The following is a 25,305-nucleotide window of genomic DNA, read 5'->3' as shown; positions in this document are numbered from 1 at the left end:
GCAAGGCTTGCATACAAGTGTGTGCGGCTGCGTTGACTCCCGCCGCCGGGCCGTGGAAGCATCTCGCCAAGGCCGGCGGGGCGCGACCCCGCGGCGTGGGGAAACGAACATGACGACGACGGTCGCCGGCCGCGCCTACCTCATCACCGGGGGCGCCAGCCTCATCGGCTCGCACATCGCCGACCAGCTCCTCGACCAGGGCGCCGCCGAGATCCGCCTGCTCGACAATTTCGCGCTCGGCACGCCGGAGACCATCGCCCACCTGGTCGGCGACCCGCGCATCAACCTGGTGCGCGGCGATATCCTGCGGCTGAACGAGCTGATCGACGCGACCGCCGGGGTCGACGGCATCTTCGCCCTGGCCGGCTTCCTCACCCTGCCCTTCACCCAGAACTCGCCGCTCGGCGTCGCGGTGAACACGACGGGCGTGGCCAACACGCTGGAGGCGGCGCGGATCGCCCGCGCCCGCCACGTGGTCTTCGCCTCCTCCGTCGCCGCCTATGGCAACACGGTGGCCGAGGTGCTGGACGAGGACTGCGCGACCACCATGGCCAGCGTCTCCCCCGGCGCCGCGGTCTATGGCACCACCAAGCTGCTCGGGGAACAACTCGGCCTGCTCTACGCCCAGCGGCACGGGATCGGGTTCAGCGCCATGCGCTTCTCCTCCGTGTATGGGGAACGCCAGCATGCCCGCGCGGTGAACGCCAACTTCATCGCCGAGACGCATGACCGCATCCGCCGCGGCGAACGCCCGGTCATCGTCGGCGACGGGCGGGAGGTGCACGACTATGTCCATGTCACCGATGTCGCCGCCGGCTGCATCGCGGCGATGCTGCGTGGCCGGGGCGGCCAGGTGCTCAATCTCTGCACCGGGGTCGACACAACCCATGCCGATCTGGTCGGGACGCTGCTGGAAGTCTGTGGCGCCGGCGGCCTGCAGTTGGACTACCGGCCCGATACCCGCACGGTGAAGTCGGCCGGCGGCACCCATCTCGGCTTCTCCCCGGCCAAGGCACGGCGGGAGATCGGCTGGGAGGCGGCGGTCGGCCTCCGCGCCGGCCTCGCCCGCTATGTCGCGTGGCGCGATGCGCACGAGCCGGCGGGCAAGGCGGCGTAGCATGACCCATCCGGCCGGCCACGCCACCGACATCGCCGGATTTGCCGCCGGCCTGGACTATGCGGCGATCCCCGAGGCGGTGCGCGAGCGCGCCCGCATCCAGATGCTGGACGCCGTCGGCGTCGGCTTCGCCGCCAACGCCTTCCCCTTCGCCGCCAAGGCGATGGCGGGCATCGCCGCGCTGGGCGGGGCCGGCGAATGCAGCGTCGTCGGCCGGCCGGAACGCCTGCCCCTGCGCGACGCCGCGCTGGCCAACGGCGTGCTGATGCACGGGCTCGACTTCGACGACACGCATCTGGCCAGCATCGTCCATGCCAGCGTCGCCACCCTGCCCTGCGCCCTGGCGCTGGGCGAGCATCTCGACGCCGACGGCGAGACGCTGATGGCGGCCTATGTGGCGGGAATGGAGGTCGCCATCCGCATCGGCCTCGCCGCCCGCGGTGGCTTCCACCATGCCGGCTTCCACGGCACCGGGGTGATCGCGCATTTCAGCAGCACCGTCGTCGCCGCCCGGCTGCTGGGGCTGACCGCGGCGCAGCTGGTCTCGGCGCAGGGGATCGCCGCCAGCACGGCCTCCGGCGTGCAGGTCTTCCTGGAGGAAGGCGCCTGGACCAAGCGCTTCCACCCGGGCTGGGGCGCGGTCGCCGGCATCACCGCGGCGACCCTGGCCAAGCACGGCTTCGTCGGCCCGACCCGGCCTTACGAGGGCAAGTTCGGCCTGTTCCAGTCGCATCTCCAGGCGCATTTGCAGGATGCGGACCTGGCGCAGCTCTCGGCCGGGCTCGGCACCGACTGGAAGCTGGCGGAGACGGCGATCAAGCCCTACCCGGTCTGCCACTTCGCCCATGGTGCGGCGGATGCCGCCATCGCGCTGCAGGCCGAGGGACTGGACGTCGACGCCATCCGGTCCATCCGCATCCTGCTGCCGGCGCCGACCCTGCCCATCATCGCCGAGCCGGTTGCCGCCAAGGCGCGGCCGCAGACCGAATACGCCGCCAAGTTCAGCGCCCCCTTCATCGTCGCCACCTGTCTCAGGCTCGGCCATTTCGGCCTGGGCGAACTGCGGCCCGCGGCAATGGCGGACGAGCGCACTTTGGCGCTGTGCGCCCGCACCACCTGCGCGGCGGACCCCGAGACCGGCTACCCCGATTACTTCTCCGGCGGCGTCGAGCTGGAGATGCAGGACGGCAGCCGCCGGCGCCACCATGTGCGGGTCAACAGCGGGGCCGGCGAGCGCCAGTTGGACCGCGACGGCGCGTTGCGGAAATACAGCCTCGCGGCCGGGCTGCACCTGACGCCGGAGCGCGCCCGGGCGGCGGCCGAGGCGGTGCTGGCGATCGACCGACAGCCGGTGCGCGCCACCATGCGCAGCCTGGGAGGTGCGTGAGATGGAGGAAGCGCGGCAAGGCCAGGGAGGAAGTATCCTCCCTGGACCCTCCTCTATTTCTGTGGGTCGGCATTCGCTGCGCGGCAGGTGCCAAGCCTACGAGAAGGCAGGGTGGGGTTTGGGGAGGGAACACTTTTCCCTCCCCGGCCTTGCCCCGCTCTCCCGCCGCGCCTTGCTGGCCTTGCCCGCGCTGCTGGCCGCCGGCCGCGCCCGGGCCGCCTGGCCGGAGCGCCCGATCCGCCTGATCGTGCCCTTCCCGGCGGGCAGCGGCACCGACATCCTCGCCCGCATGCTGGCCGACCCGCTCGGCCGTGCCCTGGGCCAGGCGGTGGTGCTGGAGAACCGGCCGGGCGCCAATGGCGTGGTCGGCGCCGAGGCCGCGGCCAAGGCGCCGGCGGATGGCTATACGCTGATGATGATGGGCACCTCGGTCGGCGCCATCAATCCGCACACGCTGCGCCGCCTGCCCTACGACCCGCTGCGCGACTTCGCGCCGATCGGCAGCATCGCCGAGACGCCCTATGTGCTGGTGGTGCCGCCCGCCGCGCCAGGCGAGGATCTCGCCGGCTGGATCCGCGCCGTGCGGGGCCGCGACCTCAGCCTCGGCTACGGCAACGCCGGGGGTCACATCATGGGCGCGATGCTGGCCGACATGGCCGGGCTGAAGCTGACCCTGGTGCCGTATCGCGGCAGCACGGAGGCGCTGACGGATGTCTCCACCGGCCGGCTCGACGTCACCTTCGCCGATTTCGGCATCGGGATGCAGCAGGCCGAGGCCGGGCGGGTGCGCGCCCTGGCGCAGAGCCTCGGGCGGCCCTTCCCGCTCTCGCCCGGCGTGCCGCCGCTGGCCGCTACCCTGCCGGGTTTCGATGCCAGCGTGTGGTTCTCCATGGTCGCCCCCGCCGCCACGCCGGCCGCGGTGCTGGCGCGGCTGGAGGCGGCACTGGGCGCCGTGCTGGCCGATGCCGATCTGGGCGCCAGGCTCACCGGCCATGGGCTGGCGCCGCTGCGGCTTTCGGCCGCCGATTTCGGCCGCTTCCTCGAACGGCAGTGGGCGTTGTGGGGGGAGCGTGTGAGGCTGGCTGGCCTCGTGGCGCAGTGACGCCGAAGCGGGATAGCGGCTAGACAGACCCCGCATGAGCATCGACGATCCTGCCGCGGAGTTGGAAGGCCCCGCTTCGCGCGGCCGCAGCCAATGGGCCTATGAACGGCTGCACGAGGCGATCCGCGAGGGCAGCATCGAGCCCGGCCAGCGGACCATGGAGGCCGACATCTCCGCCTGGCTGGGCATCAGCCGCACCCCGGTGCGGGAGGCGATGCGCCGGCTGCAGGCCGAGGGGCTGCTGGAACACGCCCCCGGCGGCGGCCTGTCGGTGGTGATCTACGACCAGCGCGCCATCGCCGAATTCTACGCCGTGCGGGAATCGCTGGAAGGCACCGCAGCGGCCCTGGCGGCGCAGCACGCCGATGCGACCGAGCGCGGCATCCTGCGTGCCATCCTGGAAGGGATGCAGGCGCTGCCCGCGGACCCGCGCACGCATGCGCGGGAGAACGAGGCCTTCCACGAGCATATCTACGGCGCCGCGCACAACCGCTTCCTGCTGAAGAATCTGCGGGCGCTGCTGAATTTCGTCCCCCTGCTGGGCCGCACCACCTACCACGCGCCCGGCCGGGTCGCGACCGCGCTGGCCGAGCACCAGGCGATCGTCGCCGCCATCCTGGCCGGCGACCCGGCGCGGGCGGAGGAGGCGGCGCGGCAGCATATCCGCAGCGCGCTGGAAAGCCGCATGCGGGTGGTGGCGGAGGATGTCCGCGCCGCCGCCCAGCGCCGCGCCGGCCGGCCGCTGCCGACCGGCCCGGCCGACCGCCGCGGGCGCGAGGCGGAGTAGCCTCCCCCCCTGCCCGGCTTGACCGCACACTCGTGTATACATGAGTATGTGCGAAGGGAGAGACCCCGGAGGAAACGCCATGGCCGCCCAGCGCCAGATGACGATGATCGCCTTCCTGCAGGCGCAGAATTGCTCGAACCTGCCGGCCAGCTGGCGTCACCCCGCCTCCGCCACGGATTTCCTGACGCCGGACTACTACCAGCGCATCGGCCGGGTGCTGGAGGACGGCAAATTCCACATGGCCTTCTTCGACGACCGCCTGGCCATGCCGGACATCTATTCCGACGACTACCGCAGCACGGTCGAGAACGGCGTGCGTGCGGTGAAGATGGACCTGGTCTCCATCGTCACCGCGATGGGCTGCGCGACGACGAGGCTCGGCCTCGGCGCCACCTACTCCACCACCTACTACGAGCCGTTCCACGTGGCGCGCACCTTCGCCACGTTGGACCTGATGACCCGCGGCCGCTCGGCCTGGAACATCGTCACCTCGCTGAACGACAGCGAGGCGCTCAACATGGGCAAGACCGAGCACCTGGAGCACGACCTGCGCTACGACCGGGCGGAGGAGTTCATGCAGGTGGTGATGGGCCATTGGGGCGCCTGGGACGACGACGCGCTGATCCTCGACAAGGCGAGCGGCCGTTTCGCCGACGGCGCCAAGGTGCACCGGCTGAACCACGCGGGGAAATACTTCAAGTCGCGCGGGCCGTTTTCCGTGCCGCGCTCGCCGCAGGGCCATCCGGTGCTGCTGCAGGCCGGGCAGTCCGGCCGCGGCCGGCAATTCGCCGGGCGCTGGGCGGAGGTGGTCTTCGTCATCTACCCGTCGCTGCCCGCCGGGCAGAAACAGTATGCCGAGCTCAAGGCCGCCATCGCCGCCGAGGGCCGCGACCCCGACCAGGTGCATGTCGCCCCGGCCTGCTACGTCGTGTGCGGCGAGACCGAGGCGATCGCCCGCGAGAAGAAGGCGATGCTCGACACCCTGTCCAAGCCGATCGACGGGCTGACCCTGCTGTCCGAGGTGCTGAACTACGACCTGGCGCGCAAGCCCTATGAGGAACCGCTGAGCGACGAGGAGCTCGCCGGGCTGTCCTGGCACGGCTTCCGCGACCGCGTCGTCGCGCTGAGCGGCAAGCGCAACCCGAGCGTCGCCGACTTCGTCCACTTCTCCGGCCGCGGCACCATCAAGGAACACCACGCCTTCGTCGGCACGCCGGCGATGGTGGCCGACCAGATGGAGGAATGGTTCCACGGCCGCGCCTGCGACGGCTTCGTCATGGCCGCCACCCACATGCCCGGCGCCTACGAGGACTTCACCCGGCTGGTGGTGCCGGAATTGCAGCGGCGCGGCGTCTACCAGAAGGACTACCGTGGCGACACGCTGCGGGAGAATCTCGGCCTGCCGAAGCCGAGCGCGGCGGAGGCGCGCCGCCTGGCGGCCCGCTGAGCCGCGGCGGTTGCCCCGGGGCGGGCGATCGTCGAATACTCGCGGCCTGGCCCGCTCGCGGCCCAAGACCCAGGCGCATGGAGGAAGACCGATGGCATTCTACCGCGACATGAGCTGCGGGAACGTCACCCTCACGGGCGATGGCGGCACCCCGATCACTGCCTATGTGGCCAAGCCCGCCGGGCCGGGCCCCTTCCCCGGCGTCGTGCTGGTGCACCACCTGCCGGGCTGGAGCGAATTCTACATCGAGACCACCCGCCGCTTCGCGCATCACGGCTATCTGGCGATCTGCGCCAACCTGTACGAGCGTGCCGGCGAGGGCAACCCGGACGACGTCGCCGCCAAGGTGCGCGCCGAGGGCGGCATCCCCGACGCGCAGATGGTCGGCGACACCGCCGCCGCGGTGGCCTGGATGCGGGCGCAGCCGGAGCACAACGGCAAGGTCGGCCTGTTCGGGTCGTGTTCCGGTGGCCGCCACGCCGTCATCTACGCGTCGCAGAAGCGCGACGTCGATGCCTGCGTCGACCTCTGGGGCGGCCGCGTGGTGATGGGCGCGGAGGAGCTGAACGCCAAGACGCCGGTCGCGCCGATCGACATGACGAAGGACCTGTCCTGCCCGCTGCTCGGCCTGTTCGGCAACGACGACCGGGCGCCGAGCCCGGAGCAGGTGGACCAGCACGAGGCGGCGCTGAAGCAGCACGGCAAGTCTTACGAATTCCATCGCTACGACGGCGCCGGCCATGGCTTCTTCTACTGGCACCGGCCGCTGTACCGGCCGGAGCAGGCGATGGACGGCTGGGCCAAGGTGCACGCCTTCCTCGGCAAGCACCTGTCGAAGTAGGGGGCGAGCGGCGATGTGCACCTCGATCGTCGAGATCGCCCAGGCGGAGGGCATGGCGAAGCGCGGCGAGGACTGGTTCCCGCTGGCGCAGGCGGTGGTCGCCTATGATCACGCCCGGCATGCGCCGCTGGGCGACGTCATCACCCTCGACTTCCTCAACACCGGCCTCGGCCCCGCGGCGCGGGCCGGGGTGGAACTGACGCTGGAGACGGCGAAGGGGCTGCGTGCGGCGCTGGACCGCGCGATCGCCGCGGCCGAGCACGAGGAAGCCGAGATGCGCGGCAAGGCGGCCGCGCCGCGGCTGGTCCAGGCGGCCGAGTAGCCGCTGCGGCGACGAGCCGGCCTAAGGCGGGCAGGCGCGAGGCCGCCCGCCCCCGTGCCGCGGCGGGCTAGCCCACCAGCCGCCACTGCACCAGCGTATAGGGCGGCGTGGCATCCTCGTGCGGCTCGAACACGGCCTCGACCTCGGCGCCGATGGTCACCGACGCATCGGGCGGGCAGAGCAGGTTGCCGACCATGCGGATGGCATCGGCGCCCGGCAGCTCGACCAGCACGATGGTATAGGGGCCATGGCCATTCAGCGCCGGATGCACCGGATGGTGCGGCCGCTGCCAGGACCAGATCCGGCCGCGCGGTGCCACGTCTTCCCAGCCCAGGTCGAAGGAATGGCAGCGGTGGCAGACCCATTCCGGGCCCCATTGGTGCTTGCCGCAGCCTCGGCAGCGCTGCACCACCAGGCGGCCGGCGCGGGTGCCGTCCCAATAGGGCTGGGTCAGCGGCTCGATCGCCGGCGCCGGCAGGCCGGCGGGAAGGGCGGTGCTCACAGGCTTGCCTCCGTACCGAGGACCAGGCTGCTGACGGGCGTCACCATCGGGCCGCCGAGGACGGCCGCGACCTGCGCATCGGCCACCTGGTTGATGGCGGTGCCGCGCAGCTGCCGGACATTCTCGTTCACCATCTCCAGCCCGTGCATGTAGCACTCGGCCAGGTTGCCGCCGCTGGTGTTCATCGGCATCGTCCCGCCATCGAATTGCAGGTTGTCGAGGGTGAGGAATTCGTTCGCCGTCGCCGGGTCGACGAAGCCGTGCTCCACCAGGCTCAGCAGCACGCCGCCGGTGAAATTCTCATAGGCCTGCACGACATCGACATCCTTGGGGCCGAGCTTCGCCATCTCCCACATGTTCCGCGCCACCGTCTTGAAATGGGCGGAGGCATAGTCGGGCGCGTTGTGCACCGGCGCCGCGCTGCGGTGATGCCCGCCCTGCGCCGCGCCGAGCAGGTAGACCGGCTTGTGCGGCAGGTCCCTGGCGCGGTCCGCCGGCACCACCAGCACCGCGCCGGCGCCGTCGTTCTCCTGGCAGCAATCGAACAGCCGGTGGAAGGGCTCGATGATCCAGCGGGAGGCGTCATACTTTTCCGTCGTCAGCGGCCTGCCGTACATCACCGCGCGGGGGTTGGTCTGCGCATGGTGGTAGGAGGCCATGGCGATGGCCCGCAGCGCTTCATGCCGGATGCCGTTGTCGGTCATGAAGCGGGTGATCTTCATGGCGAAGCGCTGCGCCGGCGACATCAGCCCGTAGGGAGCGAGGAAGGCGTCATCGCCGCTCACCGCCGCCAGCGTGTTGGCCCGGCCGTACCGGGCGAACTGCCCCTGGGCGAGGGAGCGGAAGGCGATGACGCAATTCGCCATGCCCGAATGCACCGCGGCGCCGGCATTGGCGACCGCCGCCGCGACGCCGCCGCCGCCGCCGCCCCAATGCATGTTGGAGAAGCGCAGCTCATGGACGCCCAGCGCCGCCGCCAGCCGCGGCGCGTCGGACCGGTCACCGCCGTAGGAGGCGAAGCCGTCCACCTCGCGCGGGTCGATCCCGGCGTCCTGGCAGGCGGCGAGGATCGCCTGCAGCGCCAGCTTGAACTCCGCATCGGGCGACTGCCCGTGCCTGTAGTAGATGGTCTCGCCGATCCCGGCGATCGCCACCTTGCCGCGCAACGTGCGCTCGCTCATGCGCCCTCCCCCCGGCACTTCGGTGCCCTTGGGGGGAAGCCTATCGCAGCCGCCTCAGCCGAGGAAGGCGCCGCCATTGGCGTGGATGGTCTGGCCGGTGACGAAGCCGCCTTCCGGCCCCGCCAGCATCCGCACCACGGCGGCGATCTCCTCCACCGAGCCGCGGCGGCCGAGAGGGATGCCGGCCTCCCGCAGCGTGCTCGGCATGGCACCGGCAGAGGCGCCGCGCACCGTGTCGATCGCCCCGGGCGCCACGCAGTTGCAGCGGATGCCCTGCGGTGCGAGCTCGACCGCCATCGCCCGCACCAGGCCCTCCAGCCCGGCCTTGGAGGCCGAGGCATGCGCCCGGTTCGGCGTGCCGACATGGGTCGAGATGCCGGAAAGTGCTACGAAGGCGCCGCCGCCGCGGCGGATCATCTGCGGCACCACCGCCTGGGCCAGGATGAAGGCGCCGTCCAGCGCGACCGACATGATCTCCCGCCATTCGGCCAGCGGGATGTCGAGGAAGGCGGTCTGCCGCCGCAGCCCGGCATTGGAGACGGCAATGTCGACGCCGCCCCATTCTGCCTCGACCGCCGCGGCCATGCGCGCCACCGCCGCCGGGTCGGCGACATCGGCGAGGCAGGTCATCGCCTGGCCGCCCAGGGCGCGGATCTCCGCCGCCACCGCCTCGATCGCCGCCTGGTCGGCGCGGCCATTGACCACGACCGCGGCGCCGTCCTGCGCCAGCCGCAGCGCGATGGCGCGGCCGATGTTGCGCCCGGCCCCGGTCACCAGGGCCACCTTGCCGTCGAGGCTTCCCGCCATCTCGCTCACTCCCGTTTCTGCTGCCTTGTAGCCGCCGCGTGCCGGCTTGCCATCCGGGCAGTGCCGCGCCAGCCTGCCGGGCCAGCAGGGAAGGAACCGCAAGGATGAAGCTCGGCCTCTCGATCGGCTATTCGGGCGCACAGCTCGACATCCCCGTCGCCCTGGTGCAGCGCGCCGAGGAACTCGGCTACGACACGGTCTGGACGGCGGAGGCCTATGGCTCGGATGCGGTGACGCCGCTCGCCTACCTCGCCGCGCTGACCAAGCGCATCCGGCTCGGCACCGGGATCATGCAGTTGGCGGCACGCACGCCGGCCAATGCGGCGATGTCGGCGGCGACGGTGGACGCGCTGGCCGGCGGCGGCCGCTTCATCGCCGGGCTCGGCGTCTCCGGCCCGCAGATCGTCGAGGGCTGGTACGGCGAGCCCTGGGGCAGGCCCTACTACCGGCTGAAGGACTATACCGAGATCATGCGGAAGATCTTCCGCCGCGAGGCGCCGGTGACGCATGAAGGCCGCGAGATCAGCCTGCCCTATACCGGCGACGGCGCGATGGGCGTCGGCAAGCCGCTGAAATCCATCCTGCACATGAACCCGGAGATCCCGATCTACCTGGCCACCGGCAACGAGAGCACGGTGAAGCTGACCGCCGAGATCGCCGATGGCTGGCTGCCGATGGGCTTCGTGCCCGGCGCGATGGAGGAATATGCCCCCTGGCTGGAGGAAGGCTTCCGCCGCGCCACCGAACGCACCGGCCGCCCGAAGTCGCGCGCCGACTTCACCATCCAGGCCTCGGTGCACGTGAAGGTCGCCGATGACGTGGCCGCGGCGCTGGCCGAATTGAAGCCGGAAGTCGCGCTCTATGTCGGCGGCATGGGCCACCGCGACAAGAATTTCCACAAGGACCAGATGATCCGCCGCGGCTTCGGCGAGGCCGCGGAGCGCGTGCAGGAATTGTACCTCGCCGGGCGAAAGGCGGAAGCGATCGCCGCCGTGCCGGACGAGTGGGTCGACATGAAGTCGCTGGTCGGGCCGGCCGCGCGGGTCCGCGCGCGCTACCGCGCCTGGGAGGACAGCGGCGCCGACGCGCTGACCGTCCGGTCCCGGCAGCCGGAGGCGATCGAGGTCATGGCCCAGGCGGCGCGGCTGAACTAATCCGGCGCCGAATCCCGCTCATCCGCGCCGATGCGGTAAAGCGGCGGCAGCCCGTCCACCACGCGGCGGCAATTCGCCGCGGCGCGCTGCAGCGCGACCTCCCGCCAGCCGGCGATGGACGCCGAATTGTGCGGCGAGCCGATGACGTTGGGCAGTTCCATGAAGGGGTGGTCCATGCGGAACTCGCCATGCCGCACCGGCTCCACCCACCAGGCATCGATGCAGGCGGTGAAGTCGGGATGGGCGCGAAGATGGCCATACAGCGCCGCCTCGTCCACCACCTCGCCGCGCGCCAGGTTCACCAGGATGGCGTCGGGCTTCATCAGGGACAGCGCGCGGGCGCCGATGACGCCGCGCGTCGCGCGTGTCAGCGGCAGGCTCAGCACCAGCACGTCGGACGCCGCCAGCATCTCCTCCAGCCGGTCGGGCGTGCCGATCCAGTCCACCGGCTCCTCGCTCGTGCCGCTGCGGCGGATGGCGTGGATGCGCATGCCGAAGCCGCGCATCAGCCGCGCCGTCGCCACGCCGATCCCGCCGAAGCCGAGGATGCCGCAGGTCATGCCGGCCAGCATGCGGTTCGACCTGAACTGGTTGAACACGCCCTGCTTCAGCGCCGCATGCTCGACGAACAGCCGCTTGGTCGCCGCCAGCACCATCGCCAGCGCATGTTCCGCCATCGGCCCGGCATAGGCACCGCCGTTGCAGGCGATCGGCACCGCCGGCGGCAGCGCCCGCAGCGGGATGAAGTCGACGCCGGCGGTCAGGAATTGCACCAGTTGCAAATGTCCGAGCAGCGCCGCCTCGCCCGCGCGCAGCTCGGTGCCGGTATTGCGCGCCAGCAGCAGCGACGCGCGGCCGAGCACGGCGCGGCGCTCGGCATCGTCGAGGTCCGGCAGGGTGACGACCTCGACCTCCGGCCCGAGCTCCGCCGTCAGCGCGACGCGGCCTGGCGCGTCCAGGTCGAAGGTGACGGCGAGCAGCGTCTGACTCATGCGGGCTCCTGCCATGGCGGGCGTAAGGCGCCACGCTACCGCATCGCAGCACGCCGCATAACCGCCTCAGCCCTTCGGCCAGCGCGCCGCGACCAGCGGCAGCACCTGTTCCAGCAGCAGGCGGGTCTGCGCCAGCGGCACCGCGTCGCCACGGCCGACCGGGCGGAGGACGAATTTGGTCACCCCCGCTTCGACATACTCGGCGATGCGCTGCAGGATCGCCGCGGCATCGCCAGCGACGATGCCGCGCGCCGGGTCGCGCCCGGTGCGGGCCGCATAGGCCGCCATGGCGCGCTGCGCCGCCGGATCGTCCGGGCTGCCGAAATGGAAATTGAAGCCGGCACCGTAGTGGTCCGCGTCGATCACCCGGCCCTGCGCCGCGCATTCCGCGCGGATGGCGGCGATGACGGCGGCGGCTTCCGCCGGCGTCTCGCCGCCCGCCTGCCAGCCGGTGCCGAAGCGCGCGGTGCGGCGGATCGCCGCCGCCGATCCGCCGCCGATCCAGACCGGCAGGTCGGGCTGCACCGGCTGCGGCGATATGCTGGCGCCCTTCAGGGTGAAGTGGCGGCCGGCGAAGTCGAGGCTTTCGCCGCGCCAGAGCCGGGTGATGATCTCCAGCGCCTCGTCCGTCACCCGGCCGCGCGTTGCGGTATCCAGCCCCATCGCCGCCCATTCCGGCGCCGCCGGGCTGCCGATGCCGAAGGCCGGCAGCAGGCGGCCTTCCGACAGCACGTCGATGGTGGCGCATTGCTTGGCCACCAGCACCGGGTCGCGGAAGGCCAGCGAGACGACGTTCATGCCGAATTTCAGCCGCCGCGTCCGCCCCGCCAGCGCCGCCAGCATGGTCATGCATTCGAGGATGGGCGCGCGGCTGACGATGCGGTCGGTCTGCCAGAGCGAATCCGCGCCGGCCTGCTCGCACAGGTCCACCCAGCGCCAGAACCCCGCCGCCGTCTCGAACGAGTATTCCATCAGCCCCAGGCCGAGCGCGACCTTCATGCCACGGCCAGCGGCGCGAGCTCGTCCAGCCGGCGCAGGATGCCGTCGCGGTCGAGATCGGGGACTTCCAGCAGCACGCGGGTGATCCCGGCCTCGCGGTATCCCGCCAGCGCGGCGGCCTCCGGCGGCGCGCGGAAGACGCTGGTGGTGAGCGAGGCCGGGTCGCGCCCGCCGGCCTCCGCCGCGGCGCGCAGCCGGGCGACGGCAACGGCGGGGTCGAAGCCGCCACCGGCGCGGGGGAACCAGCCGTCGCAGAATTCCACCACGCGCTTCAGGGTGTGGTCGGTCTCCCCGCCCAGCAGCACCGGCAGGCGGGCCTGCAGCGGCTTCGGGTACAGCCAGACCCGGTCGAAATTGACGAACTCGCCGGCGAAGCTCGCCTCCTGCTCGGTCCAGAGCGCGCGCATCGCCAGCACACGCTCGCGCATCAGCTTGAAACGGGTGGCGTAGCGGGCGCCGTGGTTTTCCATCTCCTCCACGTTCCAGCCGCCGCCGATGCCGAATTCGAAACGGCCGCCCGAGAGGCGATCCAGGCTGGCGACGGATTTGGCGGTGACGATCGGGTCGCGCTGCGGCACCAGGCAGACCCCGGTGCCGAGCCGCAGCCGCTTGGTCGCGGCGGCGGCGAAGGCCAGCGCCACGAAGGGGTCGTGCGTGTGGGAATAGCGCTTCGGCAGCTCGCCGCCGCCGGGGAAGGGCGATTTCCGGCTGGCCGGGATATGCGTGTGCTCGCAGACGAACAGGGACTCGAAGCCGCGCGCCTCGAGCGCGGCGCCGAGCTCGCCGGGATCGATGCCGTAATCCGTCGGGAAGTAGAAGACACCGACCTGCATGACGTATTCCCCCGTGCTTGAGCGCGGCAGCTTACCCCGCTCCCGCCCCGGGACAACTCAGCCGAAGGCGAAGACGTTCACCGGCTCCTCGGTGAAGGCGCGCGGGCGGCGCAGCCGGCCGGCCATGCCGGCGACATAGGGCGCGGCGGCGCAGAGCAGCGCGAATTGGCGCTCGTCCAGGGTCAGGCCGGCGCGGCGGGCAACCAGGGCGATGGTGTCGCGCTCCGCGGCGGTGACCTCGGCCGGCGTCGGCTCGGGCACCGGTGGCAGCGGCGGCGGGGTGGCGCCGCCGACCAGCACCGGGCGGCGGTCGCGCCAGGGCGTCGCCCGCTCATAGGCATCGGCCACCCGCAGCACCTGCGCGTCGGCGAAGGGCTGGCCGACGACCTGCATCGCCAGCGGCAGGCCTTCCGGCGTATAGCCGATGCATTGCGACAGCGCCGGCCCGCCGGTGACGTTGAAGGGCGTGGTCAGCGAGCCCTTCTGCCAGAAGTGGATGGTCCGCCAGGATTCGAACCGCGCCGCGGGGCCGGGGGCCGCGGTGACCAGCACGTCGTAGCGGTCGTGCAGCGGCCGCATCTCGGCCAGCATGATGCGGCGTTCGCGCTGCGCCTGGATGGTGTCCTCGGCGCGGATCAGGATGGCGGCAAGCGAGCGGCCGAGGAAATCCTCGCCGAAGTCGCCGGGCCGGGCGCGCAGCGCCTGCTCGTGCACGGCGTAGAGCTCGGCCTCGGCGGTCAGCACCTTCACCGCGTAGTAGTCGGCGGCGGGGCGGATGCGCACGTCCTCCAGCACCGCGCCGAGACCGCGCAGGACGTCCAGCGCCGCCTCCATCGCGGCGCGGGCGACCGGCGGGACGGGGACGTCATCCTCGTACAATTCGCGCAGCACGCCGATGCGCAGGCCCTGGATGTCGCCGGTCAAGGCCGTGGCATAATCCGGCACCGCGCGCGCGGCGCTCGCCGGGTCGAGCGGGTCGTGCCCGGCCAGCGCCTGCAGCATCAGCGCGCAGTCGCGCACCGTCCAGGCCATCGGCCCGGCATGGTCGTAGCTGAAGGAATTGGTCCAGACCCCGCGCCGGCTGAGCAGCCCATAGGTCGGCTTGAGCCCGACGATGCCGCAGAGCGCCGCCGGGTTGCGGATCGACCCGCCGGTGTCGGACCCCATCGCCCCCAGCGCCAGGCCGGCGGCGACCGCGGCGCCGGACCCGCTGGAGGACCCGCCGGTGACATGCGCGGTGTTCCAGGGGTTGCGCGCCGGCGGCCAGGGCAGGTCGAAGCTCGGCCCGCCATGGGCGAATTCATGCGTCGCCAGCTTGCCCAGCAGCACCGCGCCGGCGTCGTAGAGCCTGGTGACGGTGGCGGCGTCCTGCTTCGGCACGTGGTCGATCGCGGTGCGCGAATGGCCGGTGGTGCGGATGCCGGCGGTGCAGAAGATGTCCTTCAGCGCGAAGGGTATGCCGTGCATCGGGCCGCGGTGGTTGCCGGCGGCGATCTCGGCTTCCGCCTTCCGCGCCTGGTCCAGCGCCAGGTCCGGCGTCGGTAGGAGGTAGGCATTGAGCTGCGGGTCCAGCGCCTCGATCCGGTCGATCAGCGCGCGGGTCAGCTCGACCGGGGAGAGGTCGCGCGCGGCGATGCGCGCGGCGGCCTCGGCGATGGTCGTGAATTCCTCGGGCATCGCGCTCACTCCGCATCCAGGTGGGTGGCGTTGGCGGGTTCGGCGCCGAAGGGCAGGCCGCGCGGCAGGGCGGCGATCATGGCGTCGAGATGCGGCAGCGCCTCCGCCAGCTGGGCGAGTTGCGCCTCGCCCAGCGCGATGCCGGCGTGCCTCGCCAGTGCCTCGACTTCCGCGCCCCAAGCGGCCGGCGGCGGCGGCGCGGCCTGGCTGACCGGGTATTCCGCCGGGCCTTCCGCCGGCACCACGGGCCGCCGCTGCCGCCAGGGCGTCGCCGCCTCGTAGGCCTAGCCAATGCGCAGCACCATGGACTCGTCGAAGGGCGTCGCCGCGATCTGCATCGACAGCGGCAGCCCGGCCGGACCGAAGCCGTTGCAGACCGAGATGCAGGGCAGCTGTGCCACGTTCCACGGGTTGGTCAGCGGCGGCACGGCGAAATTCGCCTCCGCACGCATCTCCGCCATGACCGGCGCCTCGCCCCAGGTGGTCGAGGTCAGCAGCGCGTCCACGTCGTGGAAGGCCGCCAGCATCTCCGCGGTCAGCAGGCGCTGGAAGCGCTGCGCCTGGACATAGTCGGGGCCGCTGATCAGCGCGCCGGGGACGATGCGGTAGCGGAAGACCTCGCCGTAATCCCCTGCGCGGCGGCGCAGCCAGTCGGCATGGATGGCGAAGCTTTCGGCCGCACCCGTGACGCGCATGGTGGCCTGGTAGGCGGCCAGCGGATGCAGGGTCACCTCGCGCACCTCGGCGCCCAGGCCGCGCAGCACCGCGACGGCGGCCTCCATCGCGGCGATGGCGGGGTCGGTGGCGCGGCGATCCACCTCGTACCAGTGGCGCACCAGGCCGATCCTCAGCCCCTTGATGCCCGCGTTCAGCCCGGCGGCGAAATCCGGCACCGGCATGTCGGCGCTGGCGGGGTCGCGCGGATCGTGGCCGGCGATCGCCTGCAGCAGGATCGCGCAATCCTCCACCGTCCAGGCCAGCGGGCCGGCATTGTCCAGCGTGAAGGACAGCGGCAGCACGCCGCGCTTGCTGACGCGGCCATAGGTGGGCTTCAGGCCGGCGGTGCCGCAGAAGGCCGCCGGTAGGCGGATCGAGCCGCCGGTGTCCGACCCCATCGCCGCCGGCAGCAGCCCCGCGGCGACCGCGACGCCGGAGCCGGAGGAGGAGCCGCCGGGGAAGCGCGTCAGGTCCCAGGGGTTGCGCGCCGGCGGGAAGGGCAGGTCCCAGGAAGGCCCGCCGGTGGCGAATTCATGCGTCGCCAGCTTGCCGAGCGGCACCGCACCGGCCGCCTTCAGTATCGCCGTGGTCGCCGCATCCTCGGTGGCGACATTGTCGACGCAGCGCTGCGAATGCCCCGTCGTCGGCAGGCCCTCACTCGCAAAGATGTCCTTCAGGCCGAAGGGGATGCCGTGCAGCGGGCCGCGCGGCCCCTCGGCCATGATCTCGGCCTCCGCGGCGCGGGCCGCCGCCATCGCCGCCTCGGGCGTCACCCGGATGAAGGCACGCAGCACCGGGTCCAGCGCCTCGATCCGTGCCAGGTAGGCGGCGGTGAGTTCCACCGGGGAGAGTTGCTTCGCGGCGATGCGCCGCCCGGCCTCGGCGATGGTGAGGAAGCAGGGGCCGCTCATGCGTATGTCTCCGGCGGGCGGCGGGTGTGCCATTCGGTCGCCTGCTCGAAGGCATGCGCGACCTGCAGCACCTCGGCCTCGGCGAATTGCCGGCCGACGACCTGCAGCGACAGCGGCATGCCGTTCGCGGCAAAGCCGGCAGGCAGGCAGAGCGCCGGATGGCCGGTGACGTTGAAGGCGGCGGTGATCGGCTGGGCGCGGCGCCAGGGCCCGTCGTCCGCGTCCCTAGCCGCCGGTGCCGCGCCATGCGCCGGGGCGCAGAGGATGGCATCCACCTGGCCGAACAGCGCATCCACCTCGGCGGTCAGCGCGCTGCGCAGCCGCTGCGCCTGGACATATTGCGGCCCGGTGACGAAGGCGCCGAGCAGCAGGCGTTCCCGGGTGACGCGGCCATAGGCTTCCGGCCGGGTGCGCAGGTCGTGCTGGTGGATGGCGAAGCTCTCGGCGTGCAGGATGGTCCAGCAGGCCGCCTCGAAGCGGCGCAGCGCCGGCAGGGCGATCTCCTCCACCTCGGCACCCAGCTTCGCATAGACCTCGGCCGCGTCGTCCATGGCGCGCCGGGCCTCGGCGTCGATCCCGGCCTCCAGACCATAGGCGCGGGCATAGCCCAGCCGCTTGCCGCGCACCCCGCCGCGCAGGCCCGCCGTGTAGTCGTCGACCGGCGCATCGGCGCTGCCTGGATCGCCCGGGTCGTGCCCCGCCAGCACCTGCATCGCCAGCGCGCAATCCTCCACCGTCCGGGTCAGCGGCCCGGTATGGTCGAGCCCGAAGGAGAGCGGCACCACGCCGCGCCGCGACACCCGGCCATAGGTCGCCTTCAGCCCGACGCAGCCGGAAAACGCCGCCGGCAAGCGGATCGACCCGCCGGTGTCGGACCCCATGGCCAGCGCCACCATGCCGGAGGACACCGCCGCACCGGAGCCGGAGGAGGAGCCGCCGGCGAAATGTGCCGGGTTCCACGGGTTTTTCGCGCGCGGATAGGGCAGGTCGTCGTTCACCCCGCCGCGGGCGAATTCATGCGTCGCCAGCTTGCCCAGCAGCACCATGCCGGCGGCTTCCAGCTTCGCCGTCGTCGCCGCATCCCCGGTCGGGACGTTGCCGGCCAGCACGCGGGAATGCGCCGTGGTCGGCACGTCGGCGACGTCGTAGATGTCCTTCAGCGCATAGGGGATGCCGTGCAGCGGGCTGATCCGCCGGCCGGCCCTGATCTCGGCCTCCGCCGTCGCCGCCGCGGCGCGGGCGCGGTCGGCGGTCAGGGTGATGAAGGCATCCAGCTTCGGGTCGAGCAGCGCGATGCGCGCCAGCGCCGCCTCGGTCAGCGCGACGGGGGAGAGCGTGCCGGCGGCGATGGCGGCGGAGGCCTCGGCCAGCGAGGGGACGGGGGCGCTCACCGGCGGGGGCTCGGCGCGAGATGCGGTGCGGCGGCGGGTTCCAGCGCATAGGGCGTGGGTTCGTCCAGTACGGTGGCCAGGCTGCGCCAGGACCGGTAGGCCTCCAGCATGATGGCGTAGCGGGACTCGGGCACGGTCACGCCGGCGACGCGCAATGCCGACCGGAAATCCTCTTCCATCTCGTCCATGTTCGTTCTTCCCTCGTGTTTATCAGGCAAGGCCTGTCATGGCGGCAACAAGGCCGGGGAGGGAAAGTATTCCCTCCCCGGACCTCTCCCTTCCTTTTTGTGGGTTGGTATTTGCCGCGCGGCGAATGCCAACCCATAAAAATAGAGGAGGGTCCAGGGAGGATACCTCCTCCCTGGCCTTGCCTTGTCCTGCGCTCAGGCCATGCGGATCGGCGTCAGGTCCTGCGACCAGTTGCGCGCCTGCACGAAGCCCTGCACGCGGCGGCTCATCGCCCGCGGGTTGAGGTCATGCGCGACGAACAGGAACAGCGCCTCGTCCACCACGCGGGTGTGGATCTTCGCCAGGATGGCATCCTGCACCGCGGGGTCCATCGCCCGGTAGGCGGCCTCGAACAGCGGCTCCAGCACCGGGTCGTTCAGGCTGCCCCAATTGCCGCCGGCGGGGGCCGCCATGTCGGCCTTCATGATGCGCATGAAGCCGCTGAACGGATCGCCCGCGCCGTAGGAGACGTTGATGGCGCTGACGCCGCGCGATGCGATCTTCGCCGCGCCCTCCCGCCGCATCACCAGCAGGGCGTTCCACTCCACCACCTCGAACGAAACCTCGATGCCGATATCCTTCAGGTTCTGCTGCACCGCCTCGTTCATCGTCAGCGGCTGCATCTGCCCCGACCCGCCCGCCGAGATCGCCACGCGGGTCTTCAGCGGATTGCGCGGGCCATGGCCGGCCTCGGCCAACAGCGCACGCGCTCGGGCCGGGTCGTAGTCCAGCCTGAAGCTCGGCGTGCCGTACCAGGGGCTGTCCGGCGTGACGATGCCGGCGCCGGCCAGCATGGTGCCGCCCAGCATCGCCGTCATTCCCGCCCGGTCGATCGCCAGGTTGGCCGCCTTGCGCACCCGCACGTCGCGCCAGGGCGATCCCTCCAGCATCGAGAAATGCCAGGTCCAGTTGTGCGGGTAGCGGTTCAGCACGGTGGCGAAGCCGGCCGCCTGCAGGGAGGCCAACGCATCCGGCGGCGGCGCCTCGATGAAGTCGACCTGGCCGCTGCGCAGCGCGGCGACGCGGGTATTCGCATCCGGCAGCGGCAGCAGCATCAGACGCTGCGTCTTCGGGATGCGCGCGGCCTCCCAGTGGTCGGGGTTGCGCACCAGAACGGCGCGTTCGCGGATGGCGAAGCTCTCCAGCTTCCACGGCCCGGTGCCGACGGCGCGGTCGAGATAGGCGTCCCAGGATCTCCCCGCCGCCTCCCAGGCGCCGCGATGGGTGATGCCGACATAGACCGTGCCGAAGGGCACGGTGCTGTCGGGGTAGATGGTCTCCAGCCAGAAGCGGTCCTCGCCCTCGGCGCCCCAGTCGGCGATGGTCGGCATGCGCAGCGCCACCGCGGCATTGGCGCGGTTGTCGAACCAGGCGGCGTCGCGGCGGAAGGCGCGGTCGAAGCTGAAGGCAACGTCGGCCGCGGTCAGCAGCTTGCCATCGTGGAATTTGACGCCCTGGCGGATGGTGAACCACCAGCGCTTCGGATTGCCCGGGTCCACCGCCCAATCCGTTGCCAGGCCGGGCTTCAGCGGCGCCGGCCGGTCGGACTGCGACAGGTCCCATTCCACCAGGAAGTTGTACAACGTGATGCCCATGAAGCGCTGCCCCTCGCCGCCCTGGTCGGGGCAGCCGTTGGACAGCGGGATGGCGGCCAGGGTCATGCCGACACGCAAGGTGCCTGACGGTGCCTGGGCTTGCGCCAGGTCCCAGGGCAGTGCCGCAAGCGCGGCCCCACCCAGCAGGGCACGGCGGGAGACGGTAGGGGGACGGTCGGAGGCGTGCATGCGCGGCGTGCTCCCTCAAGGCTGGATGCCCTGTGGCCGTCCGCTCGCGTTCTCCCGGCGGGCGGAGCGTGGCAGCCTCCTGCGCCGGGCGTCAACCCGGGCTGCGCGATCCAGAGTCGGCAACGACCGCGGCGGATGCAGCGAACCCGTGATGGCGCCATGCATTTCAGGGATTCACGCGGAGTCCCAAGCCATGCAGATTCGCGGCCGATGACGGTCCGTCCCCTTCGCACGCATCAGCAGCAGCTTGCCGGCATCATCGAGGCGATCGCCCGCGGCGCGACGGAGGTGACCGACATCCTTGCCGCGGTCACGCCCGGCGGCGGCAAGAGCCTGCTGCCGGTGATCGCCGCCGCCCGCCTGCTCGGCGCCGGCCTGGTGGACCGGCTGTGCTGGATCGTACCGCGCGACAGCCTGCGCCTGCAGGCCGAGGAAGCCTTCGCCGACCCCGCCTGGCGCGCGGCGCTGGGCCATGCCGTCTCGGTCCGCGCCGCGGCGAATGCACCCGACCCCTGCCGCGGGTTGCAAGGCTATGTCACCACCTTCCAGGCGGTCGCCGCGGCGCCCGACCTCCATCTCCAGGAATTCCAGCGCCACCGCATGCTGCTGGTGCTGGACGAGGTGCATCATCTGCCCTCGCTCGCCGAGCTCGACCCCACCGCGCCGGACGACGAGGCGGGCTGGAGCCGCGCCATCCTGCCCCTGCTGGAAACCGCGCGCATCCGCCTGCTGCTCTCCGGCACGCTGGAACGGGCGGATGGCCGCGCCATCCTCTGGCTGCCATACCGGAAGGGCGTCCGCAGCGGCACCCGCGCCATCGATGCGGACACCCCCGGCTGGGCCATCATCGGCTACAGCCGGGCCCAGGCCCTGGCCGAGAAGGCGGTCCTGCCGGTCACCTTCGGCGCGCTCGACGGCCAGGCGGAATGGCTGGACGAGGAGCGCCGCCCGGTCGGCCCGCACCGACTCTCGACCGGGTCGGACCTCGCCCGCCCGGCGCTGTTCACCGCGCTGCGGACCGGCTTCGCCGAGGACCTGCTGCGCCGCGCCTTCGCCGTCACCCGCGAACTGCGCGCCGACCGGCGCGAGGCGCTGGGGATCGCCCCGGGCGCGCCGGGCCGCGGGCTCGGCAAGCTGCTGGTGGTCGCCCCCGACCAGGCCAATGCCCGGCGCTACCTGGAGACGCTGCGCCGCTGGATGCGCCGCGACCGGGCGGCGCAGGACATCCGCATCGCCACCTGCGACGAGCCCGATGCCGCGCTGACGCTCGCCGCCTTCCGGCTGCAGGCCGAGCCCGCCATCCTGGTCACCGTCGCCATGGCCTATGAAGGGCTGGACGCGCCCGAGGTCGCGGTGGTCGCGGCGCTGACCGGCATCCGCTCACGCCCCTGGCTGGAACAGATGATCGCGCGCGCCACCCGGGTCGATCCGCTGGCCGGGCCCTATGCGGCGCAGCGCGCTTTGGTCTTCCACCCCGACGACCCGATGTTCCGCAGCTTCCGCGAGCGGATCGAGACCGAGCAGGGCATGCGCATCCGCAAGCCGCCGCCGCGGCGGCAGCCATCCCTCGACCTCGGGCCCGAGACGGACGAGCGCGGCCGGCCTATCTTGCCGCTGGCCTCCAACGCCCTCGCCCTGCGCTTCACCGAGCTGGCGCCGGGCCCCGCCTTCGCCGCCGCCGCGGCGGGACCGCGCGACCTGCTGGAGGTTCCCTCGCTGCGCGAGCGCGACCTGCGCCGGCAGGTCGGCCAGGCAGTGGCGGCGCAGGTGGTGGAGGACGAGATGGCGCTGCGCATCCCGCGCGCCGCCGGCGGCCACCACGCCTATGCCGCGGCGCTGAAGCGGGTGATGGGCAAGGGCCGGGCGCAGATGACGCTGGAGGAACTGGAGGCGACGCTCGCCTGGCTGGCACGCAACCGCCTGGCGGACCAGCTGCACCGGCTGGAAGGCGACGGCCGCTACGACTGGTCGCGCCGCCGGCAGCGGCGCCACGGCATGCCGGGCCAGCCCGCCGGCGACTGAGGCGACAAGAGGCCCGCCGGCGACTGAGGCGACGAGGGGTCCGCCGGCGACTGAGGCGACGAGGGGCCCACCGGCGGCTGACGGGGGCGATGGCGGCTACCCCGCCAGGGCGCGCAGCCAGACCGCCACCGCCGCCGCCCCGCCATCGGGCGCACCGACCGCCCGGGCGCCGAGATAGCTGGCCCGGCCGAGCCGCGGCAGCATCGCCGCGGTGGCCTCGGTGCCGGCTTCCGCCGCCGCGGCCGCTGCCTGCGTCGCGGCGGCCAGGCCGGCGCCGGCTTCGATCGCGCCGGCGAATGCTTCGGCCGCCGGCAGCAGGGCGTCCAGCATGGTCCGGTCGCCGCGCGCCGCCCCGCCCAGATCGCCGATCGCCATGGCCGCCTCGGCCAGCGCCGCGGCCCAATCGGCCGGGCCCGGCGCCGCCGGCAGGCGCCGCGCCGCGCGCAGCAGGGCGGTGGCATAGAAGGGGCCGGAACTGCCGCCGATGGCGCGGCGCAGCGCCTCCGCCATGGCGGCCAGCGCGGTCGGCGGATCGGCCAGGGCGCCGGCCGGCAGCGCGCGCAGCGCCGCGGCGGCACGCTGCATGCTGATCCCGAGGTCGCCGTCGCCGGCGCGGCTGTCGAGCTCGGTCAGCCGGCCCTCCGCCGCGTCGAGCGCCGTGGCGACCGCGGCCAATGCCCGGCCCAGGGCCGGGGTCAGCGGGCCGGGCGGCGATACCGGCCCGGCGAGCGGCGGCGCCGCCGCGGCGACGATCCGCCGCGCCGCGGCGATGCGGCCGGGACCGGGCCAGGCCGGGGCCTCGGCCGGGGCGTCCAGCAGCGCCCGCCGCGCCGCATCCAGCCGTAGCACGGAGAGCGAGGCGCCGGGCATCTCCAGCGCGGTCAGGAATTCGCCGGCCCAGGCGCGTTCCACCACCAGCCCCTGTTCGCGCAGCCAGGCGATGGCGCGGCGGGCGACGATGGCGAGTTCCATCGGCGGGGTGCCGCCCAGCCCGTTGACCAGCAGCGCCACCGCCTCACCCGCGCGGAAGCCGCGATCGGCCAGGATGGTGCCGAGCAGCCGTTCGACCAGCTGGTCGGCCGGCTGCAGCGCGGCGCGTTCCACCCCCTGCTCGCCATGGATGCCGAGGCCCAGCTCGATCTCCGCCGGGCCGATCTCGAAGCCCGGGCGTCCCGCCGCGGGGACGGTGCATGCGCCGAGCGCCACCCCCATGCTGCCGAGCTCTGCCGCCGCCTCGCGCGCCAGGGCGGCGACCTCGGCCAGGGGCTGCCCGGCGGCTGCGGCGGCGCCGGCCAGCTTGTGGATCAGCACGGTGCCGGCGATGCCGCGCCGGCGGTCGGGCGGGACGGTGGCGTGCAGGGCGACGTCGTCGGCGACCACCACCACCTCGGTGGGGATGCCCTCGGCCCGGGCCAGCTCGGCGGCCAGGCCGAAATTCAGCCGGTCCCCGGTGTAGTTCTTGACGATGAGCACGGCGCCGGCCGGGCCGGACGCGGCGCGGATGCCGGCCAGCACCGCATCTACGCCGGGGGAGGTGAAGACGTCGCCGGCGATGGCCCCGGTCAGCAGCCCCGGGCCGACATAGCCGGCATGCGCCGGCTCGTGCCCCGCGCCGCCGCCGGACAGGATGGCGACCGGGCGATGGGCGGGCGGCGGCAGGTCGGCGCGGACCACCACCGTCTCCGCCTGCAGCAGGGCCAGCTGCGGGTGCAGGTCGCAGAGGCCTTCCAGCATCTCGCGCACCACCTGCTGCGGGTCGTTGACCAGCTTCTTCATCGACGGCCTCCCAGGGTTCCGGCGCGGGTCGGTCCGCCGCCGCCCCCCGGCCGCGTCAGGCATAGCCCGGGGCGAGCCTGAAGGTGCCGTCGCGGAAGGAATTGGCCTGCGACATGACCACGCCGTCGTCCGGATAGCCGTTGTGCTGCCGCGGCGACCAGGCATAGGTGCCGTAGACGCCGGGAAAGGGCCCGGCGGTATTCCAATAGGCCGCCAGCTGTTCCGGCGCCTCGCCGGCCTCCCGCACCGCGGCGGCGACCAGCGCGACGATGTCGTAGCCCGCGGCGATCCACCAGAGCAGCGTGTCCGAGGTCTCGACCTTGGTCTCGCGCAGCCGGCCGACGAGCTCCGCCGTCCGCGGCGGCAGCTTGCCGTCCTCGCCGTAGCAGCAGTTGCGGAAATTGGTCTGGTAGACCTTCTCCCAATTCTCCGGCCGGTCGAGCAGCGCGCGGGTCTGGCCGGAACCGAGCGTCGGCTGGCCGGCGACGATCACGTCCCAGCCCATGCTGGCGCGGACGTTGAGGATGCGCGACAGGAAGCCGGGATTGACGCTCCAGGGCATGATGGCCTTGGCCCCGGCGGCGCGCATCCGCATCATGTCGGGCAGCAGGTCGGGCTGGTTGGCGTCGATCGTCGCCTCGTAGGCCACCTTGGCGCCGGAGGCGGTCAGCATGGCGGCGAAGGCCTTCACGGACGAAGTGCCGTAGCCGCTGGTGTCGCCGATCACCGCGATGTCGCGGATCTTCAGGATATCCACGACGAAGCGGTTGGCGGCGGCGCCGACCTGCTGGTTGGAAGGCGCGGTGCGGAAGGCGAGCGGATACCTGTCGGCGTCGATCACCTCGTCGACGAAGCAGGGGTTCAGCTGCGGCGTGCGGGCGCGGGCGATCACCGCGGTGCAGGCCAGCGCCTCGCCGGAATTGCCCGGCCCGTAGAGCACATGGACCTTCTCGCTGCGGGTCAGCTCGGCGGCGGCGTTCACCGCCTTGGTCGGGTCGCTCTGGGTGTCGCGGATGACGAGCTCGACCTTGCGGCCCTTGATGCCGCCGGCGGCGTTCAGCTCGACCGCGGCGAAGTTGATGCCTCGGTTGATGGCGATGCCGGTGGAGGAGGAGGGGCCGGTCAGGGCCGGCAGCCAGCCGATCCGGATCGGGCCGGAGGCCGCGAGCGACGGCGCCGCCAGGCCGGTGGCGAGCGCCCCGGTCGCCGCGGCGGAGGCCTGCACGAGCTGACGGCGTGACAGTCCTGACATCGGTTCTCTCCCCATTCTTGGTTCGTTGCCGCGAAGGCTAGGGAAGATCGCCGCCGGTGGCGAGCGGGAAATCCCG

At 72.6% G+C, this 25,305-nt stretch carries 23 protein-coding genes; 9 read left to right on the top strand and 14 right to left on the bottom strand.

What is annotated here, in order from left to right:
* The first annotated feature begins 109 nt into the window (after positions 1-109).
* The 7 genes from ACFQS7_RS18565 to ACFQS7_RS18535 all read left to right on the top strand — a co-directional run bounded on the left by ACFQS7_RS18565 (position 110) and on the right by ACFQS7_RS18535 (position 7,003).
* Complete coding sequence (locus ACFQS7_RS18565; protein WP_380068604.1) at positions 110-1,117, top strand: NAD-dependent epimerase/dehydratase family protein; 1,008 nt, start codon at positions 110-112, stop codon at positions 1,115-1,117.
* A gap of 1 nt (position 1,118) precedes the next feature.
* Positions 1,119-2,504, top strand: a complete 1,386-nt coding sequence (locus ACFQS7_RS18560; protein ID WP_380068603.1) for an MmgE/PrpD family protein — start codon at positions 1,119-1,121, stop codon at positions 2,502-2,504.
* Between the two features lie 172 nt (positions 2,505-2,676).
* Positions 2,677-3,606: a Bug family tripartite tricarboxylate transporter substrate binding protein gene (locus ACFQS7_RS18555; protein ID WP_380068602.1), complete on the top strand. Its 930-nt coding sequence runs from the start codon at positions 2,677-2,679 to the stop codon at positions 3,604-3,606.
* 34 nt (positions 3,607-3,640) lie between these two features.
* A complete protein-coding gene (locus ACFQS7_RS18550; protein ID WP_380068601.1) occupies positions 3,641-4,393 on the top strand; it encodes a GntR family transcriptional regulator in 753 nt (250 codons plus the stop codon).
* Between the two features lie 79 nt (positions 4,394-4,472).
* Positions 4,473-5,840, top strand: a complete 1,368-nt coding sequence (locus tag ACFQS7_RS18545) for an LLM class flavin-dependent oxidoreductase (RefSeq protein WP_380068600.1) — start codon at positions 4,473-4,475, stop codon at positions 5,838-5,840.
* A gap of 91 nt (positions 5,841-5,931) precedes the next feature.
* Complete coding sequence (locus ACFQS7_RS18540) at positions 5,932-6,681, top strand: dienelactone hydrolase family protein (RefSeq protein ID WP_380068599.1); 750 nt, start codon at positions 5,932-5,934, stop codon at positions 6,679-6,681.
* A gap of 13 nt (positions 6,682-6,694) precedes the next feature.
* On the top strand, positions 6,695-7,003 hold the full coding sequence (locus tag ACFQS7_RS18535) for a DUF6295 family protein (RefSeq protein ID WP_380068598.1): 309 nt from the start codon (positions 6,695-6,697) through the stop codon (positions 7,001-7,003).
* A 67-nt stretch (positions 7,004-7,070) separates the two neighbouring features.
* On the opposite strand, the gene ACFQS7_RS18530 is transcribed toward ACFQS7_RS18535, so the two are convergent.
* From ACFQS7_RS18530 to ACFQS7_RS18520, 3 genes are read right to left on the bottom strand one after another with little or no spacing between them, the layout of a single operon-like run.
* A complete protein-coding gene (locus ACFQS7_RS18530; protein WP_380068597.1) occupies positions 7,071-7,505 on the bottom strand; it encodes a Zn-ribbon domain-containing OB-fold protein in 435 nt (144 codons plus the stop codon).
* Positions 7,502-8,686: a thiolase C-terminal domain-containing protein gene (locus tag ACFQS7_RS18525; RefSeq protein ID WP_380068596.1), complete on the bottom strand. Its 1,185-nt coding sequence runs from the start codon at positions 8,684-8,686 to the stop codon at positions 7,502-7,504. Before ACFQS7_RS18525 ends, ACFQS7_RS18530 begins: the two co-directional genes overlap by 4 nt.
* Positions 8,687-8,740: 54 nt before the next feature.
* Positions 8,741-9,493, bottom strand: coding sequence for an SDR family NAD(P)-dependent oxidoreductase (locus ACFQS7_RS18520; RefSeq protein WP_380068595.1), 753 nt, complete (start codon positions 9,491-9,493; stop codon positions 8,741-8,743).
* A 104-nt stretch (positions 9,494-9,597) separates the two neighbouring features.
* Here ACFQS7_RS18520 and ACFQS7_RS18515 point away from each other — a divergent pair, with 104 nt between their 5' ends.
* Positions 9,598-10,647, top strand: coding sequence for an LLM class F420-dependent oxidoreductase (locus ACFQS7_RS18515; RefSeq protein WP_380068594.1), 1,050 nt, complete (start codon positions 9,598-9,600; stop codon positions 10,645-10,647).
* Here ACFQS7_RS18515 and ACFQS7_RS18510 read toward each other — a convergent pair.
* The 9 genes from ACFQS7_RS18510 to ACFQS7_RS18470 all read right to left on the bottom strand — a co-directional run bounded on the left by ACFQS7_RS18510 (position 10,644) and on the right by ACFQS7_RS18470 (position 20,179).
* Positions 10,644-11,639: a 2-hydroxyacid dehydrogenase gene (locus tag ACFQS7_RS18510; protein ID WP_380068593.1), complete on the bottom strand. Its 996-nt coding sequence runs from the start codon at positions 11,637-11,639 to the stop codon at positions 10,644-10,646. The two genes, ACFQS7_RS18515 and ACFQS7_RS18510, sit on opposite strands and share 4 nt — an antisense overlap.
* A 66-nt stretch (positions 11,640-11,705) precedes the next feature.
* Entirely contained in the window at positions 11,706-12,638 is a 933-nt protein-coding gene (locus ACFQS7_RS18505) for an LLM class flavin-dependent oxidoreductase (protein ID WP_380068592.1), read from the bottom strand.
* On the bottom strand, positions 12,635-13,471 hold the full coding sequence (locus tag ACFQS7_RS18500; protein ID WP_380068591.1) for an LLM class F420-dependent oxidoreductase: 837 nt from the start codon (positions 13,469-13,471) through the stop codon (positions 12,635-12,637). Before ACFQS7_RS18500 ends, ACFQS7_RS18505 begins: the two co-directional genes overlap by 4 nt.
* Positions 13,472-13,528: 57 nt before the next feature.
* On the bottom strand, positions 13,529-15,148 hold the full coding sequence (locus ACFQS7_RS18495) for an amidase (RefSeq protein ID WP_380068590.1): 1,620 nt from the start codon (positions 15,146-15,148) through the stop codon (positions 13,529-13,531).
* Positions 15,149-15,153: 5 nt separating this feature from the next.
* The gene (locus ACFQS7_RS18490) at positions 15,154-15,393 is read right to left on the bottom strand and encodes a hypothetical protein (RefSeq protein WP_380068589.1); all 240 of its coding nucleotides are present in this window, start codon (positions 15,391-15,393) and stop codon (positions 15,154-15,156) included.
* A gap of 39 nt (positions 15,394-15,432) precedes the next feature.
* Positions 15,433-16,776: an amidase gene (locus ACFQS7_RS18485; RefSeq protein ID WP_380068588.1), complete on the bottom strand. Its 1,344-nt coding sequence runs from the start codon at positions 16,774-16,776 to the stop codon at positions 15,433-15,435.
* Entirely contained in the window at positions 16,773-18,167 is a 1,395-nt protein-coding gene (locus ACFQS7_RS18480; RefSeq protein WP_380068587.1) for an amidase, read from the bottom strand. The genes ACFQS7_RS18485 and ACFQS7_RS18480 overlap by 4 nt, the downstream gene beginning before the upstream one ends.
* On the bottom strand, positions 18,164-18,355 hold the full coding sequence (locus tag ACFQS7_RS18475) for a hypothetical protein (protein WP_380068586.1): 192 nt from the start codon (positions 18,353-18,355) through the stop codon (positions 18,164-18,166). Before ACFQS7_RS18475 ends, ACFQS7_RS18480 begins: the two co-directional genes overlap by 4 nt.
* 195 nt (positions 18,356-18,550) lie before the next feature.
* On the bottom strand, positions 18,551-20,179 hold the full coding sequence (locus ACFQS7_RS18470) for an ABC transporter substrate-binding protein (protein ID WP_380068585.1): 1,629 nt from the start codon (positions 20,177-20,179) through the stop codon (positions 18,551-18,553).
* A 210-nt stretch (positions 20,180-20,389) separates the two neighbouring features.
* Here ACFQS7_RS18470 and ACFQS7_RS18465 point away from each other — a divergent pair, with 210 nt between their 5' ends.
* Complete coding sequence (locus tag ACFQS7_RS18465; RefSeq protein ID WP_380068584.1) at positions 20,390-22,201, top strand: DEAD/DEAH box helicase; 1,812 nt, start codon at positions 20,390-20,392, stop codon at positions 22,199-22,201.
* A 96-nt stretch (positions 22,202-22,297) separates the two neighbouring features.
* On the opposite strand, the gene ACFQS7_RS18460 is transcribed toward ACFQS7_RS18465, so the two are convergent.
* Positions 22,298-23,977 carry a dihydroxyacetone kinase family protein gene (locus tag ACFQS7_RS18460; RefSeq protein ID WP_380068583.1) on the bottom strand — a complete coding sequence of 560 codons (1,680 nt, stop codon included), beginning with the start codon at positions 23,975-23,977 and terminating at the stop codon, positions 22,298-22,300.
* A gap of 55 nt (positions 23,978-24,032) precedes the next feature.
* Complete coding sequence (locus ACFQS7_RS18455; RefSeq protein ID WP_380068582.1) at positions 24,033-25,229, bottom strand: ABC transporter substrate-binding protein; 1,197 nt, start codon at positions 25,227-25,229, stop codon at positions 24,033-24,035.
* Between the last annotated feature and the right edge of the window lie 76 nt (positions 25,230-25,305).

Source organism: Dankookia sp. GCM10030260 (genome assembly GCF_042666655.1).
Classification (GTDB): domain Bacteria; phylum Pseudomonadota; class Alphaproteobacteria; order Acetobacterales; family Acetobacteraceae; genus Paracraurococcus.
Note: the sequence above shows the minus strand (reverse complement) of the source record. Positions and strands in the feature narration are given on the sequence as shown.

What these genes read in the sequence shown, in the direction of transcription:
- ACFQS7_RS18510 (WP_380068593.1), bottom strand. Translation starts at nt 11,639, where the DNA reads ATGAGTCAGACGCTGCTCGCCGTCACCTTCGACCTGGACGCGCCAGGC.
- ACFQS7_RS18460 (WP_380068583.1), bottom strand. Translation starts at nt 23,977, where the DNA reads ATGAAGAAGCTGGTCAACGACCCGCAGCAGGTGGTGCGCGAGATGCTG.
- ACFQS7_RS18550 (WP_380068601.1), top strand. Translation starts at nt 3,641, where the DNA reads ATGAGCATCGACGATCCTGCCGCGGAGTTGGAAGGCCCCGCTTCGCGC.
- ACFQS7_RS18545 (WP_380068600.1), top strand. Translation starts at nt 4,473, where the DNA reads ATGGCCGCCCAGCGCCAGATGACGATGATCGCCTTCCTGCAGGCGCAG.
- ACFQS7_RS18495 (WP_380068590.1), bottom strand. Translation starts at nt 15,148, where the DNA reads ATGCCCGAGGAATTCACGACCATCGCCGAGGCCGCCGCGCGCATCGCC.
- ACFQS7_RS18455 (WP_380068582.1), bottom strand. Translation starts at nt 25,229, where the DNA reads ATGTCAGGACTGTCACGCCGTCAGCTCGTGCAGGCCTCCGCCGCGGCG.
- ACFQS7_RS18540 (WP_380068599.1), top strand. Translation starts at nt 5,932, where the DNA reads ATGGCATTCTACCGCGACATGAGCTGCGGGAACGTCACCCTCACGGGC.
- ACFQS7_RS18500 (WP_380068591.1), bottom strand. Translation starts at nt 13,471, where the DNA reads ATGCAGGTCGGTGTCTTCTACTTCCCGACGGATTACGGCATCGATCCC.
- ACFQS7_RS18560 (WP_380068603.1), top strand. Translation starts at nt 1,119, where the DNA reads ATGACCCATCCGGCCGGCCACGCCACCGACATCGCCGGATTTGCCGCC.
- ACFQS7_RS18465 (WP_380068584.1), top strand. Translation starts at nt 20,390, where the DNA reads ATGACGGTCCGTCCCCTTCGCACGCATCAGCAGCAGCTTGCCGGCATC.
- ACFQS7_RS18505 (WP_380068592.1), bottom strand. Translation starts at nt 12,638, where the DNA reads ATGAAGGTCGCGCTCGGCCTGGGGCTGATGGAATACTCGTTCGAGACG.
- ACFQS7_RS18470 (WP_380068585.1), bottom strand. Translation starts at nt 20,179, where the DNA reads ATGCACGCCTCCGACCGTCCCCCTACCGTCTCCCGCCGTGCCCTGCTG.
- ACFQS7_RS18515 (WP_380068594.1), top strand. Translation starts at nt 9,598, where the DNA reads ATGAAGCTCGGCCTCTCGATCGGCTATTCGGGCGCACAGCTCGACATC.
- ACFQS7_RS18475 (WP_380068586.1), bottom strand. Translation starts at nt 18,355, where the DNA reads ATGGACGAGATGGAAGAGGATTTCCGGTCGGCATTGCGCGTCGCCGGC.
- ACFQS7_RS18485 (WP_380068588.1), bottom strand. Translation starts at nt 16,776, where the DNA reads ATGAGCGGCCCCTGCTTCCTCACCATCGCCGAGGCCGGGCGGCGCATC.
- ACFQS7_RS18535 (WP_380068598.1), top strand. Translation starts at nt 6,695, where the DNA reads ATGTGCACCTCGATCGTCGAGATCGCCCAGGCGGAGGGCATGGCGAAG.
- ACFQS7_RS18520 (WP_380068595.1), bottom strand. Translation starts at nt 9,493, where the DNA reads ATGGCGGGAAGCCTCGACGGCAAGGTGGCCCTGGTGACCGGGGCCGGG.
- ACFQS7_RS18525 (WP_380068596.1), bottom strand. Translation starts at nt 8,686, where the DNA reads ATGAGCGAGCGCACGTTGCGCGGCAAGGTGGCGATCGCCGGGATCGGC.
- ACFQS7_RS18565 (WP_380068604.1), top strand. Translation starts at nt 110, where the DNA reads ATGACGACGACGGTCGCCGGCCGCGCCTACCTCATCACCGGGGGCGCC.